Raw genomic sequence first — 13,322 nt, 5'->3', positions numbered from 1 at the left:
GAGAATCCCATGCCCCCACTCATAACCATCCTCGCCGCCCTCGCCGTTGCCGGCGGGCTCGGAGCTCTCGTCGGCATCCTGGTCGGCGGTCGCAGGCCGCGCGAGGTGACCGCAGGCACCGGCGCACCCTCGGGTTCGGTCTTCACTGGCGGTTCGTTCATCACGGGCGTGCGCGACGCCGCCCCCAAGGGTTATCTCGGCATGCTCGATCATCGACTCGCACTCGCCGGGCGGCCACCAGCGTGGACCATCGACAAGATCCTCATTGCGAAGCTGATCCTGGCCGCGTGCGGTGCGCTCCTCGCGGTGTTGTGGATCAGCGGCGACCCGGGCCTGCTGCGCTTCGGGCTCGGCGGTGCTCTCACGGTGCTGTGCTTCTTCGTGCCCGACCTGCTCATTCAAAGTCGGGGTCAAGAGCGGCAGGAGAAGATTCAGCTCGCCCTCGCCGACACCCTCGACCAGATGACGATTGCTGTGGAGGCGGGCCTCGGCTTCGAGGCGGCCATGGTCAAGGCCGCGACGAACGGCAAGGGGCCGCTCGCGGAGGAATTCGTTCGCACCCTGCAGGACATGAGCATTGGCCGCGCACGCAAGGACGCCTACCAATCACTGAGCGCGCGCACCTCGTCACCGGACCTGCGCCGGTTCACGCGCTCCGTCATCCAGGCCGATACCTATGGCATCGCGATCGCCGACGTGCTCCGGGTGCAAGCGGCGGAAATGCGACTGCGCCGTCGCCAGCGGGCCGAGGAGAAGGCGATGAAGATCCCAGTCAAGGTGCTGTTCCCGCTTATCTTCTGCATCCTGCCGGTGTTGTTCATCGTGCTGCTCACACCCGCCGTGCTCAGTATGGTCAAAGCCTTCTCGTAGGCGCCCGGCTCGACCTGCTTACCGTTCGAATTGACGCGCCACCCGTCTGGGGCTACGCGGCGCCGTTCAGAAGCACGTAGATCAGAGCGGTGATGGTGCCGGTGACCATGCCGGGCGCGTCCGCAGTGGCTGTGGTACCGAACGCACTGACCGTCACGAGCCGCTCGCCCTGCTGCAGACCACTAATGAAGTCGAGCACGTTCTGGTAGCCGCCCTCGACCGAGAGGGAGATGGGAATGGCGATGAGGTTGTCGGCGGGAGTCACAACCGGGGCGACCGGTACGGCAGCGTCGGCAGTGGCAGTGGCACCAGCGGCGGCACCAGCGGCAGGCACAGCCGCGGCGGCAGCACCCTCGGCAGGCGGCGCAGCTTCTGGCGCAGCTGTCGTCGCCAGCGCTGCTGCGTAGGACTGTGCGTCGCTGACCGTGATCGTCGTGAGCTTCACAGTGTTCTGGAGGGCAATCGAGTCGAGCTGGCCCACGAATTGGGGAATGTTCGCGCCCTGCGGAACGGACTCCCGAAGGTCGGCCAGGTCAACCTGGAGACCATCGATGCTTTCGAATTGTTGCTTGAGCGTGGCGAGCTGGAGCTCGTAGCTGGTGTTCTGCGCCTCCACGGCTACCCGCTCGGCCGCGGCATCACGCGATTCGCCGAGCTTCGGAGAGATACCGAGCGACCACCCCATGAGGGCGACAACGGACATCAGCAGCACGGCGCCGAGAACCCATAATCTATTCACGTTCACGACTATTTTCCTTCCGCGGCGACGGCGAAGCGGTTTGAACGCGCGCCTTCGTCGATGTGCACGGTGAGAGTCACCAGGTATGCCCCGGTCTCGTTCTGGGTTATCGAACCGGGCGTGCTGTCCGCGTAGCCGGGCAGTGTCTTGATCGCGTTCAGCCACTCGGGCACCGTGGGCAGGCTCGGGCTGGTCAGACCGATCACCAGGGTCGCGATTCGCGCCTCTTGCAGGGGCGCCTCGGGCTGACCGTACGCCACGAGCGGCGATTCCGAGTCGACCGCGAGCGAATCGATGGTCACGTCCGCTGGGATGACTGCGCGAACGCCCGCGAAGTAGCCTTGCCAGTCCACCTCGGTCGACGCACCGATCTGTCGAGCAGCGCCGACCGCATCCACTTCATCTTGCACCGTGCGAACCTCGACGAACTTTGTCTGTTCCAGAAGAAGTTCGGCCGTTCGCGCCTGGGTCACGGCAAGTTGTTCTCGGCTCACGCTGGCCTGCCAGCTGGCCGCGGCCACGCCGGCCCCGACCACTATGACCACGGCAACGACGGATGCACCCAGGATCTTGCGCAGAGTCTTGGCCTTCTGCCGGGCCTTGACGACCGGCGGCAGGAGGTCGACTCGCGGTTCCCCGCCGATGACCAGGTCATCGACGCCGCTGTGCCGGCTCATGCCTTGCTTCCCAGGGCCAGGCCCAGTGCAACGAGATAGGTGCCCATGGTGCTCTTGAGGGCACTCGCGTCGACTCCCCGGCCGAGGGAGAGGGTTCCCACTGGATCCGGGACGAAGACCGGAATCCGTGTCATCTCGCCAAGCGCTTCGCCAAAGCCGTGCAATTGTGCGCCACCGCCGGTGAGTACGATGCGCGTGACGCTCACCTGGTTGCGCGTATTGATGAAGTAGTTGACGGTGTTTCGCAGGCTATTGAGCAGCTCAACGGTGACCTCGTGGATGATGATCGCCGCCGCCGGATTCTCGGACACGATCCCCGTGGCGGCAAGGCCCAGCGATCGCTTCAGCGCCTCTGCCTGGGCCAGGTCGACGACGAGCCGGTCAGCGAGCGCCTGGGTGAGGTCGCCGCCGCCGGTCGGAATGAAACGCACGAACTGCGGCACGCCGGCAACGCTGATAACCACACTGGTAGTGCCCGCGCCGACGTCAATCAGCACCACGGCACCATCCGTTTTTTCTCCGCGATGGGTGACACGACTGAGAGCGAACGGAATGAGGTCGACGTCAATGGGGGTCAGCCCCGCCAATTCCACGGCCTGAACGTTACCGAGCACCGCTTCTTTGACAGCGGCAATCAGGAGACCGTTGACCTGTGGCCCGGTGTCACCCGCGCTCTCAGAGAGCGGGTAGAAGTCGAGGAGCGCGTCGGCAACCGGAAGGGGAAGCAGGTCTTGCACCTGATACGGCAATGCTTCACGGATGAGTTTCATCGAGGTCTTGGGAACGGTCAGCTCACGGGCGAGCACACGGTGGTTGCCCATGCCGAGTACCACCCGCTTGCTCTTAAACCCGCCGGCAGACCACAGCTGTTTGAGAGCGGCCGCGACGGTATTGGGTTCAAGCACCTCGCCGCGATTCACCGCACCCACCGGCAGTTCTACCTGGTGATAGCGCACGATCGTGGGTTTGTCCTGGCGCGAGTTGTTCACCTCGACCGCGCGCACGGAACCCTTGCCGATATCGATCCCGACGACACTTGCAGTCATTGCGTTTTCCTTACTGATGTTGCCGTCATGTCAGACCGTACAGCGCGAGATAGCCCGCGGCAATCTGCTCGCCGCCAAAGATTCCGAGCCAGGCCCCCGCAAGCATCCATGGGCCGAATGGGATGCTGCTCTTGCGGTTTGCTCGCCGCGTGATGACCAGTACCAGACTAAACACTCCACCGAGCAGGAACGCGGAGAACGCGCCGACGACCAACGGCCCCCAGCCCAGAAAGCCCAGGAAGAGACCGAGCACTCCGGCCAGCTTTACATCGCCAAGCCCCATTCCGCCGGGGTACAGGAGCGCCAGAGTTAGATAGAGGGCGAACAGGGCGGCGCCGCCGATCGCCGCGGAGACCAACCGGCCGGGCTCGCCGAGGAGCAGCGCGGCCGTCACCAACAGAGCCGCGCTGACCGGGTAGGCCGGCACGACGATCTTGTTGGGCAGCGTATACGTGTCGAGGTCGATCATGGCCAGCGCAACGCTCACCGCGGCCAGATAGAGGAACGCCACGAGGGTGACGGCAAGCCCGATGGTCTCGCCGGTCGAACCAGTCGAGACCACGCCCAACATGCCGGTCGAGCCCGGTGCGCTGCTGGTGACGACCCACCAGGCGACAGCCGCAAAGAACACCGCCGTTCCGAGCTCCACGAGCGGATACCGAACCGAGATTTGCGCCCCGCAGTCGCGGCATTTGGCGCGCAAAACCAGCCAGGAGATTACCGGCACGTTGTCCCACGGCCGGATGCGTGCGCCGCAACTGGCGCACGCGCTCGGCGGCGACACAATGGATCGCCTGGCCGGCACCCGGTAGATCAACACGTTCAGGAACGAGCCGATCAGGAGGCCGAGACCTCCGGTGAGGAGAGCGAGAATACCGACCAACGTGGCTACCGGTCCCTCATGGTGACGACCGAGCCGGGTTCCGACTTTGTGACGACGGGTGTCGTCGTTCCGGTAGTGAGATCGGCGCCCGCGACTCCGATCGGCGTGAAGGTGAACTTTGGGTTGTTCTGCACGCTGCTGTAACCGCCCGCATAAATCTGGCCGTGCCATTCGAAGCCGTTCCTGCCGTCGAAGGCGCAGGGCGTGTAGAGCAACGCATCAACGGGGTCCGCGATCGTGAATCCGTTGTTGACGGTGAAGTTGCCCTGCGCCAGCAGGCTGGGGGCGGCCTGACAGCTCGGTATCCCGTCGGCGATGAGATCGGGAGTGATAAACCAGAGCCTGCGGGCCGCCGTCGATGAAGATGTGAACTTCAAGGAGTTGAGAGCACCGAAATTGAATTGCTGGGCGTAGATGACGACATCGCTGGTCAGACTCACCGTGGTGTTGTTGGTCGAGGTCGGCCCAGCGGCACAGCCCAGCATGTTGAGAACGAGGGGCTTGCCGGGAAGCGTGCCGCCCAAGCTGCCTGAATTGAGCTGGCAATCGGCCACGGTAAGGCTGGTTTTCACCTGATACGGTGCCCCCACAGAATCCAGCCAGTCTGTCGCGGTGTAGCCGAGGTCGACCCACCCGGGCATCGTGGGCATAGCACCACCCTGAGTGTAGGTGCCGGCAACCCGGGCCTTCGTTGGCGGATTTGGTGTGACACTGGCGGCGGCCAGATCGCCGCTGATCGACCCTGAACCTAGGTCGGCCGCGCCCGACACCCAAGCGCTGCCGTTAACACTGCATGTTCCGTTCATCGTGAAGTTGCCGTCGACGACGATGCTGCCGTTGATCACGGTGTTGTTCTTGTCGCAGACGATGTTGCCATTCTTGGTCAGCAGGCCGGCGCCGGCGGCCTCTGTCAGGTCCAGACTGGAGTTGGCCTCGATGGTGGCGCCTTTGTAAAGATACATTGCGATGCCGCTCGGTGAGACGCCCGGCGAGAGGTACTTGAAGACGGCCTCGACGACGCTCGTGTCGCCTGCGGAGACTCCCGCCACGCCCTTAGCCTGCGCGGTACCGGTCGAGACGATGCGCACCTGTTTCGCGGTGACGAGTGGACACCCCGCCGTCCAGCCTGCTCCCGTGTCGTATTCAATGGTGGCGCTGTAGACCGGCACGGACGCCGAGACGTACTTGCCGGGGGTGGGCTGCATCGCGCAGTTGCCAGGAAGGTACATTCCCGCCCGGGCGGCGGCGACGCCGGCATCGGCGGCCGACTGCGACTGAACGCCGGCCCGACTCGAAGAGCTGAATCCGAACGCGCCAACTACAGAAGAGACAATGAGTGATCCAACCACAAGCCCAACCGCCATGAGACCGATGACGGCCGCCAAGGCAGCTCCCTGTTCGCCGCCACGGCCGAGGCTTCTTAGAAACATGTCAAGCTCCCTGATGCTCCGGCGCGGCTGAGCGCCGTGCTCTTGATGAGGACCGATGGACGGCCTGTCGTGGTGCCCTTGAACGCCACGTTCAACAGCGCCCCGGTCGCGCTGAAGACGCTCGTGCCGCTCGCCGGGGTGATGCCATCATCGAGGAGCGTCCAGTTGACTAGTTCGCCCGCCGTCGGAGCGACGATTGCCGCGGACGACCGCGTGAAACGAAGGCTGCCCGTTCCAGATGCCGAGTAGTACCAGGCTGCGCACGCCCAGGTGAGTGTGGTCCCGCGCTCCGCGACACGCGCGACCAGCAGTTGGTCGGTGCCGCTGGGGCTGGTGAGCCGGAAGTCAGAGGAGTTGCGAACGCCGGCCGTAATGGAGTCTGCGACGAGCTGCCCCTCGGTGGCGTCGCTCGTCACGGTGCGTACGGAGTTCGAGGTTATTTGCACGCTGTTCATGATGCCGCCGACGGCCGTCACGACGAGCACGATCAGGACGCAGTAGACGAGAAGTTCGATCAGGGTGAAGCCGGCCTCCGAGCTGTCTGTGGGACGCTTCTTCATTTCACCTCACGGCCACGAACACGAGAGTTTTAGCCGTGGAGAGCACGGCACCAGTGTCGTTTCGGGTCACCGTGACGGTCACCGGAACGGTTGTGGGATAGCCGATAAGGGGGCAGACGCCAACCGTGCGCGCGACGGTGAGCGAGATCCCTCTGGTGTCAGGGACAGTGCTGGTCGCGGCGAGTATGGCCGTGCAGGTCGTCTGGGCCCTAGCTGCCTCGATGCTCTGTTGTACGAGCTGGGTGGCGGTAACGAGAGTGGCGTTGGCCGCGGACTGCTTGAGGCCCTGCGCGAGCACTGGCAAGAAGACCATCGCGAGCAGAGCGAGAAGGAACATGGAGATGACTATCTCGATCAGGCCGAAGCCGCGCGCGCCCAGATTAGAGTCAACAGCCTGCGAGGCCTGAGTTGTCATCACGGTCGGGTCCGGTCTGCCAGGTGGTGCCGAGGAGAGATTCTAGGGAGCGACCGAACAAGGACCGCGATACTCGCGGACACCCCGTTCGGTCACTCACAGGGCTAGCGACGAATCGTTAGCACGAGCCTTTGATGACCCCGCCGCTTTCAGTTACCTTGAATGCCGTGGCTCCGGAGCTTTTGCTTACTCCGTCGATGCAGAAGGCGCTGCCCGACGCAGCAGGCAGAGGCGCCTTGAAGGCGATGCTCAACGTGTTGTCACTTCTCTTGAAGCCGTACTTTTCCAAGCCAGTGCCCGCTAAGTTGTCGAAGGTCGGTGCGACCGTCGCGCCGTCCGTGAAATAGGAGACAACGGCGATCTTCGCGGTCGCCAGATCGGACTTGACGCCGGCGTCCTTGGCCGATTCCTGCTGGCCGAGGAAGATCGGAACAGCAATCGCGGCGAGGATTCCGATGATGATGACGACGACGAGGAGCTCGATCAGGGTGAAGCCCTTTTCCTTCTCGCCGAGTTCTGAACGCTTGCGGGCTAGCGCAGCCGTGATGGAGCTGGTCATGTGAAGTCCTCTTCGCTGTGTGGTGGCCGATAAAGGGCTCCTTATCAGCCCCACGATGAGCATATGGTGACCCATAGTGCTTTAAGCCACTATTCCTAGAAATTTGTTGCAGCGCCATACCCCCACTTTTGGGGAGACTACTTGATGTACTCGAAAATGCTGAACATCGGCATGTACAGGGCCACGATCATGCCCCCGACAATGACACCGATGAAAGCGATCATGAGCGGCTCGATCAGCGCGGTGAGCTGCTCGGCCGTGGCCTGCACCTCCTGATCGTAGAAGTCCGCAATCTTACCAAGCATCTGTTGCAGGGCACCGGAATCTTCACCGACCGCGATCATCTGCGTCACCATTGCCGGAAAGACCGGTTCGAGGCTGAGCGGCCCGGCGATCGACTTGCCCTGGCGCACCGACTCCTGCACCTTGCGCAGCGCCGACTCCACCACCCAGTTGCCCGAAGTCTCCCCCACGATCGTGAGCGACTGCAAAATGGGCACACCCGCGCCGATCATGGTGGAGAAGTTGCGGCTGAAGCGCGCGATGGCCAGCTTGGTCAAAAGTGGGCCGAACACGGGGAGCTTGAGCTTGAGCGGGTCGACGACTTTGCGCACTCGCTCGGTGTTTTTGTTCTTACGCCACCAGACAGTGAAGGCGATTCCACCGACGATGAGCACCGGCAGCAGCCAGACCATGGCCTTCGACAGCACTACCAGCACTTGGGTGGGCAGCGGCAGCTCGCCGCCGAAACCGGCGAACATCTTCTCGAACACCGGCACGATGAAGGTGAGCATGCCGATCACGGCCACCACGGCCATGATCAGCACGATGGTGGGGTAGGCCATGGCCGACTTGATGGTGTCGCGCAGCTTTCCCTCTGCTTCGAAGTTGCCGGCCACCGAGTTGAGCGAGCTCTCCAGAAATCCGCCGGTCTCGCCGGCCCTGACCAGGTTGATCATGATCGGCGGAAAGACGATGGAATGCTTCTCCAGCGCCTCCGACAGCGAAATTCCGGTCTCCACATCGTTGCGGATCGACGTGAGAATCTTCGCCAGGTCTTTGTTCTCGGTCTGCGCGGCGAGAATGTTCAGGGTGCGCAGCAACGACAAGCCGGCCGAGGTCATCGTCGCCATCTGCCGACTCATAATTGCGAGGTCCTTGAGTCCGATGCCCTTACTCAGGCCGGGGATCTTGATCTCCATGCTCAGTCCGGTGCCCACCGCCACCTCGGTCACCGAGATCGGCGACAGCCCCATGGTGCGCACGCGCGTCGTCGCCACGCTCTCCGACGGGGCGTCTACTCGCCCCTTCACAACTTTGCCGGCGGCGTTGCGTCCTTTATAAGCGTAGGCCAGGCTGATCGTCATCGAGTGTCCCGCGGCGAGAAGGAGTCACCGAAGTCGATGCCGCCGGTGAGCATCGGATTAGCCGCAGGGTCGGAGACATCAACCCGGCGAATGAGCTGCGCAAGCCCCTCGAGATCCTGCGCCTTCTCTTCCGCCGACTGCCGGGTGATTAGACCGTCATTCACGAGCTCGGCTAGGTGCTGGTCCAGGGTCTGCATCCCGAGCGCACGACCGGCCTGCATGGACGACGCGACCTGATACGTCTTACCTTCGCGAATCAGGTTCGAGACGGCCGAGGTCGTCACCAGAATCTCGGTGGCCACGACCCGGCCACCACCCACCTTCCTGACCAGGGCCTGGCAGACGACGCCCCGCAGGGTTGCGGCCAGCTGGGTGCGCACCTGACCCTGCTGGTGCGGCGGGTAGACATCGATAATGCGGTCGATCGTCTGAGCCGCCGACTGCGTGTGCAGGGTCGCGAACACGAGGTGGCCGGTCTCGGCCGCGGTCAGCGCCACCGAGATCGTCTCCAGGTCGCGCAACTCACCGATCAGGATGACGTCGGGGTCTTGACGCAGAACGTGCTTGAGTGCGGATGCGAAACTGTGCGTATCGTGCCCCACCTCACGCTGGTTGACGATCGACTTCTGATGCTGGTGCAAAAACTCGATCGGGTCTTCCACCGTGACGATGTGCTCCGCGCGTGTGCGATTGACCACGTCGATGAGGGCGGCCAGGGTCGTCGACTTGCCCGATCCGGTTGGTCCGGTCACCAGCACGAGGCCGCGCGACAGTTTCGCGAACTGGGACACCGACTCGGGAACCCCCAGTTCCTTTAATTGCTTGATCCCGCGCGGGATCAGTCGGAAAGCTGCGCCGATGGAATTGCGCTGATGGTAGTAGTTCACCCGAAAACGCGCGCCACCCGCCGTGTAGGCGAAATCCAGCTCGAGTTCTTCCTCGAACTGTGCGCGCTGCTTCGGCGAGAGGATGCTGTAGAGCGCCGAGGTGACCTTGTCACCCATCCAGCGGGTGGAGCCCTCGATGGGTCGAAGGCTCCCATCGACCCGGATGCTCGGGGGCGCGCCGACCGTAATGTGCAGGTCGGAGGCGTTGAGGTCGAGAACCCCGGACAGCGCGTTCAGCAGGTCCAGGTCGGAGACCTCGTCACCGCCGGATCGTCGATGTTCCCGGCGACCGCCAGCGCCGTTGGCCGGAGCCGGGTGAGCTTCCGCCTGCGCCACGAGGTCTGGCGCTTCATTGCCACCATGGTGCCGATCGTCCTCCGCCGGGTTCCACCCCACCTCAGAATCCCCCGCGGGCGAAATCGGAATGTCATAAATTGGCTGGCTCACGCAAAACTCCCCTTGTGCACTATGCGACAACTCGCAAAATTTCCTCGATCGAGGTCAAACCCATCTGAACCTTCGTCCAGCCGTCCTCGCGCAGGGTGATCATTCCCTGCTCGCGCGCCGTGCGGCCGATTTCAGAACTGGAGGCGCGGGCGACAGCCATCCGCTCGATTTCTTCGGTGACCGTCATCACCTCGTGCACCGCGATGCGGCCGCGGTAACCGGTCTTGGAACAGTGCGCACAGCCTACCGGCAGAAAAGTCTGCGGCAGCGGCTGCCCAGGGTCGAACGCGAAGCGCAGCCGGGCGAGCTGTTCGGAGTCGTGTTCGGCCGGTGCCTTGCAGCGGTCGCAGAGGCGGCGGGCCAGACGTTGGGCAACAACACAGTCCAGCGCCGACCCGACCAGAAACGGCTCGATGTCCATCTCCGTCAGTCGGGTGATCGCGCTCGGCGCGTCGTTGGTGTGCAGGGTCGAGAGCACGAGGTGACCGGTGAGCGAGGCCTCGATGGCGATCTGCGCGGTCTCGTGGTCGCGGATTTCACCCAGCAGAACGACATCCGGGTCACTGCGCAGGATGGAACGCAGGGCGCTCGCGAAGGTGAGCCCCGCCTTCGGATTCACCTGCACCTGGTTGATGCCGGCCATGCGGTACTCGACCGGATCTTCGACCGTGATCACGTTGATTTCGGGGCGGGCGACCGCGCCGAGGGTGGTGTACAGGGTGGTCGACTTGCCCGAACCGGTTGGACCGGTGATCAGGATCATTCCGTAGGGCTTGGAATAGGAGGTCTGGTAGGCCTCGAAGTTGTGCTCGAGCAGTGCCAGTGCGCGCACGTCCAGGGTCGTGTTCGAGTTGTCGAGAATACGCATGACGACTTTTTCGCCCCACACGGTGGGCAGGGTTGCTACGCGCAGGTCGATCTGGCGGCCCGCGTGACGCACGGTCATGCGGCCGTCCTGCGGTTTGCGCCGCTCGGCGATGTCGATGTCGCTCATGATCTTGAGCCGGGAGATCACGCCGTTCTGAATATTCTTGGGTGCGGTCTGCATCTCGTGCAGCACACCGTCGATGCGGTAGCGCACCCGCAGGCTGTGTTCGCCGGGTTCGATGTGAATGTCGGAAGCCAGGTCCTGAATGGCCTGACTCACGAGCAGGTTCACGAATCGCACGATCGGGGCCGAATCATCGGTTGACTCGGGGCCGCCCATGGTGACGGCCTCGGGCGCGTTCTCTTCCTCGAGGGTGGTCGTGAGGTTGCTGAGCTCGTCATCGGCGCGGTGATGGCGGGTGATCGCCGCGAGCAGGTCCCCGCGTTCGGCGACGACCGGGGCCACGCGCATGCGTGCCGCTTCACTCACGTCATCGAGGGCAAAGACGTTGCCGGGGTCGACCATCGCCAGCACGAGGCGGCCGTCTTCGATGGCGATCGGCAGGATTTCGTGTCGGCGGCAGACTGCGGCGGTCACCTTGGAAATGGCCAGCCGGTCGACAGGATAGTCGATGAGTTCTACGAAGGGCAGCCCCGCTTGCTCGGCCCGGGCCCTGGCGAATTGCAGCTCGGTGATCACGGCACTGTCTACGAGAGCGCGCACGGCCTTCTCATCGGCGGGGTCACCGACCGCGAGTGAGTCGAGATGCTCGATCGGGAGCAGGCCGTGCAAAATAAGAATCTCGGTCAGGCTTGGCACAACCATCCCCCGGTTCAATCTGCTGCGGAAACCTGCCAGGGCACGCGCGGCTTCACCGCTGTACCTGTGAGCACTGGGGGCTTATCGATAGACCTTTAGGCTACCTCACCGAGCCAGCCCGCACCCCCTTCACACGACCCCTTTCGGGGGTGTTATGCGCACCGTGAAAGTTATTACGCGGTGGGTCTGGCATCACCAGGTCATGAGGGCGAACGCCGTGAAGGCTGCCGCCCCGAACAACACCAGGAGGGTGCTCGTGACGATCGCGGTCAGGGTGAGACGTCGGCGGCGCAGAGATTGGGCCAGGGTGCGCTGCCGGATGACGGCGGCCGCCGCGGCGAGCGCGATGCGAGCCGGATCGGGCCTGTTGGCTGATGCTGATGCCGATGCCGATGCCGATGCCGATGCCGATGCCGATGCCGATGCTGATGCTTCGACGATGACCGGGGTCGGCCGCGCGGCGTAGCGCACACTCGACCCGCTCCGCACCTGTGGCGGCTCGTAGCGGCGTTGCAGTGCGTCGACGACGGGAGCGGGTGCGGCTGACGCCGCCCTCCGACCGCTGAGGAGCGTGTCGTTGCTCGTGCTGTCCCGGGAGGAACGCACTGTGGAGTCGTCGGTTGGATCTGCGTCGTCGTTGGGAGCTTCTGGTACCCCACCTGGGCCGCTCGCCGCGGGCTTTCTTTCCACGACGCGGGTGTGTTCGTCGGTGGCGCGCTGCACGATTCGCGTCTGGTCGTCGTCGGGTTCAGCGGGTTGGTTGGACTCGCTACTCGGCGCCGGCGCCGCGGCGCCGTGGCGCGGCCCACTCTGGCGAACGATTCGGGTTGCCTCGTCGAGGTCGTCGGCCGTCTCGGGTGCTGGCACCGAGACCGGGCGCCGCGGGTCACCGAGCGGCATGGCGGGCCACGCGTTGCACCGGCCGGGTATCGTCGGTGCGGGTGTCTCCGATATGCGCATGATCGTCGCCATCGATCGGGACACCGTGCCACGAGCTGACCCCGCCAGCGATGACATCGATGACGATCACCGACACGTTGTCTCGCCCGCCGTGTTCGAGCGCTCCGGCGAGCAGCATGTCAGCCGTCTGCTGAACGGTGCCGCCGAGGGTCAGTTTGGCCTTGATGCTCTCGTCGGAGAGTTCGCCGCTGAGTCCGTCGGAGCACACCAGCAGGCGTTCGCCCGTCACGACCGGGCGCAGCCAGTAGTCCGGGCTGCTGCTGTCGGCGCCCATAGCGCGGGTGATCACGTTCTTGCGCGCGAAGGTGGCGACATCCGCTTTGAGCAGGGACCCGGCGTCGATGAGTTCCTGGGCGAGGGAATGATCGACCGTGAGCTGCTGCAAGTTTCCGCCATGCAAACGGTAGACCCGCGAGTCGCCCACGTTTACGATGAGCCAGTGCGGGGCATCCTCGTGGTCGATGAGCACGAGACCGGTCAGCGTGCTGCCGGCGCCGCGCCCGGTCGAATCCGACACGACGCGCACCGCGCGGTGGGCGCGCTCCACCGCAACCACCACGTCGCCAGCCAGAACGCCGGTGCCGGCGACGCAGGTCTGAAATTCGGCGATCACGGCGGCGCTGGCGCGGTGGCCGGCTTCGAGCCCGCCCATTCCGTCGGCGACGAGGAACACCGGAGACGCCGCGAGCAGGGAGTCTTCGTTCTCGTTCCGCTTGCGGCCGACGTCGGTGCGCGAGCCGTACCGCAGCGACACTTCAGCACTGGTTACTCGCTGGTCGACAAGGTGGGTCATGG

Annotated in this window: 14 protein-coding genes; 1 reads left to right on the top strand and 13 read right to left on the bottom strand. The window is 64.3% G+C overall.

What is annotated here, in order from left to right; translation table 11 throughout:
• The first annotated feature begins 9 nt into the window (after positions 1–9).
• Positions 10–870, top strand: coding sequence for a type II secretion system F family protein (locus E3N85_RS11400; RefSeq protein ID WP_134463306.1), 861 nt, complete (start codon positions 10–12; stop codon positions 868–870).
• A gap of 52 nt (positions 871–922) precedes the next feature.
• Here E3N85_RS11400 and pilO read toward each other — a convergent pair whose 3' ends face one another.
• The 13 genes from pilO to E3N85_RS11340 form a co-directional block, all read right to left on the bottom strand.
• Positions 923–1,615 carry a type 4a pilus biogenesis protein PilO gene (gene pilO, locus E3N85_RS11395; RefSeq protein ID WP_134463304.1) on the bottom strand — a complete coding sequence of 231 codons (693 nt, stop codon included), beginning with the start codon at positions 1,613–1,615 and terminating at the stop codon, positions 923–925.
• 2 nt (positions 1,616–1,617) lie between these two features.
• Entirely contained in the window at positions 1,618–2,286 is a 669-nt protein-coding gene (locus E3N85_RS11390) for a hypothetical protein (protein WP_134463302.1), read from the bottom strand.
• A complete protein-coding gene (pilM, locus tag E3N85_RS11385; protein ID WP_134463300.1) occupies positions 2,283–3,332 on the bottom strand; it encodes a type IV pilus assembly protein PilM in 1,050 nt (349 codons plus the stop codon). The genes E3N85_RS11390 and pilM overlap by 4 nt, the downstream gene beginning before the upstream one ends.
• A 25-nt stretch (positions 3,333–3,357) precedes the next feature.
• Complete coding sequence (locus tag E3N85_RS11380) at positions 3,358–4,215, bottom strand: A24 family peptidase (RefSeq protein WP_241978459.1); 858 nt, start codon at positions 4,213–4,215, stop codon at positions 3,358–3,360.
• Between the two features lie 5 nt (positions 4,216–4,220).
• Complete coding sequence (locus tag E3N85_RS16845) at positions 4,221–5,645, bottom strand: hypothetical protein (RefSeq protein ID WP_241978458.1); 1,425 nt, start codon at positions 5,643–5,645, stop codon at positions 4,221–4,223.
• The gene (locus E3N85_RS11375) at positions 5,636–6,205 is read right to left on the bottom strand and encodes a PilW family protein (RefSeq protein WP_134463296.1); all 570 of its coding nucleotides are present in this window, start codon (positions 6,203–6,205) and stop codon (positions 5,636–5,638) included. Before E3N85_RS11375 ends, E3N85_RS16845 begins: the two co-directional genes overlap by 10 nt.
• A gap of 1 nt (position 6,206) precedes the next feature.
• On the bottom strand, positions 6,207–6,623 hold the full coding sequence (locus E3N85_RS11370; RefSeq protein ID WP_134463294.1) for a type II secretion system protein: 417 nt from the start codon (positions 6,621–6,623) through the stop codon (positions 6,207–6,209).
• A gap of 115 nt (positions 6,624–6,738) precedes the next feature.
• Positions 6,739–7,179: a type IV pilin protein gene (locus tag E3N85_RS16570; RefSeq protein ID WP_198412103.1), complete on the bottom strand. Its 441-nt coding sequence runs from the start codon at positions 7,177–7,179 to the stop codon at positions 6,739–6,741.
• Positions 7,180–7,316: 137 nt separating this feature from the next.
• On the bottom strand, positions 7,317–8,546 hold the full coding sequence (locus E3N85_RS11360) for a type II secretion system F family protein (protein ID WP_134463292.1): 1,230 nt from the start codon (positions 8,544–8,546) through the stop codon (positions 7,317–7,319).
• Positions 8,543–9,880, bottom strand: a complete 1,338-nt coding sequence (locus tag E3N85_RS11355) for a type IV pilus twitching motility protein PilT (RefSeq protein ID WP_304991153.1) — start codon at positions 9,878–9,880, stop codon at positions 8,543–8,545. The genes E3N85_RS11360 and E3N85_RS11355 overlap by 4 nt, the downstream gene beginning before the upstream one ends.
• 19 nt (positions 9,881–9,899) lie before the next feature.
• Complete coding sequence (locus tag E3N85_RS11350; protein ID WP_134463611.1) at positions 9,900–11,567, bottom strand: GspE/PulE family protein; 1,668 nt, start codon at positions 11,565–11,567, stop codon at positions 9,900–9,902.
• A gap of 192 nt (positions 11,568–11,759) precedes the next feature.
• On the bottom strand, positions 11,760–12,467 hold the full coding sequence (locus tag E3N85_RS16355) for a hypothetical protein (protein WP_166783935.1): 708 nt from the start codon (positions 12,465–12,467) through the stop codon (positions 11,760–11,762).
• Positions 12,454–13,320, bottom strand: coding sequence for a PP2C family serine/threonine-protein phosphatase (locus E3N85_RS11340; protein ID WP_134463288.1), 867 nt, complete (start codon positions 13,318–13,320; stop codon positions 12,454–12,456). The genes E3N85_RS16355 and E3N85_RS11340 overlap by 14 nt, the downstream gene beginning before the upstream one ends.
• Positions 13,321–13,322: the final 2 nt, after the last annotated feature.

Source organism: Cryobacterium sp. Hz9, from assembly GCF_004402825.1.
GTDB lineage: Bacteria > Actinomycetota > Actinomycetes > Actinomycetales > Microbacteriaceae > Cryobacterium > Cryobacterium gelidum.
This window is presented reverse-complemented; position numbering and strand designations above follow the sequence as displayed.

Bases quoted from the DNA above. Each gene is read 5' to 3' on its own strand.
- E3N85_RS11400 (WP_134463306.1), top strand. From the start codon at position 10: ATGCCCCCACTCATAACCATCCTCGCCGCCCTCGCCGTTGCCGGCGGG.
- E3N85_RS11390 (WP_134463302.1), bottom strand. From the start codon at position 2,286: ATGAGCCGGCACAGCGGCGTCGATGACCTGGTCATCGGCGGGGAACCG.
- pilM (WP_134463300.1), bottom strand. From the start codon at position 3,332: ATGACTGCAAGTGTCGTCGGGATCGATATCGGCAAGGGTTCCGTGCGC.
- E3N85_RS16845 (WP_241978458.1), bottom strand. From the start codon at position 5,645: ATGTTTCTAAGAAGCCTCGGCCGTGGCGGCGAACAGGGAGCTGCCTTG.
- E3N85_RS11375 (WP_134463296.1), bottom strand. From the start codon at position 6,205: ATGAAGAAGCGTCCCACAGACAGCTCGGAGGCCGGCTTCACCCTGATC.
- E3N85_RS16570 (WP_198412103.1), bottom strand. From the start codon at position 7,179: ATGACCAGCTCCATCACGGCTGCGCTAGCCCGCAAGCGTTCAGAACTC.
- E3N85_RS11360 (WP_134463292.1), bottom strand. From the start codon at position 8,546: ATGACGATCAGCCTGGCCTACGCTTATAAAGGACGCAACGCCGCCGGC.
- E3N85_RS16355 (WP_166783935.1), bottom strand. From the start codon at position 12,467: ATGCCGCTCGGTGACCCGCGGCGCCCGGTCTCGGTGCCAGCACCCGAG.
- E3N85_RS11340 (WP_134463288.1), bottom strand. From the start codon at position 13,320: ATGACCCACCTTGTCGACCAGCGAGTAACCAGTGCTGAAGTGTCGCTG.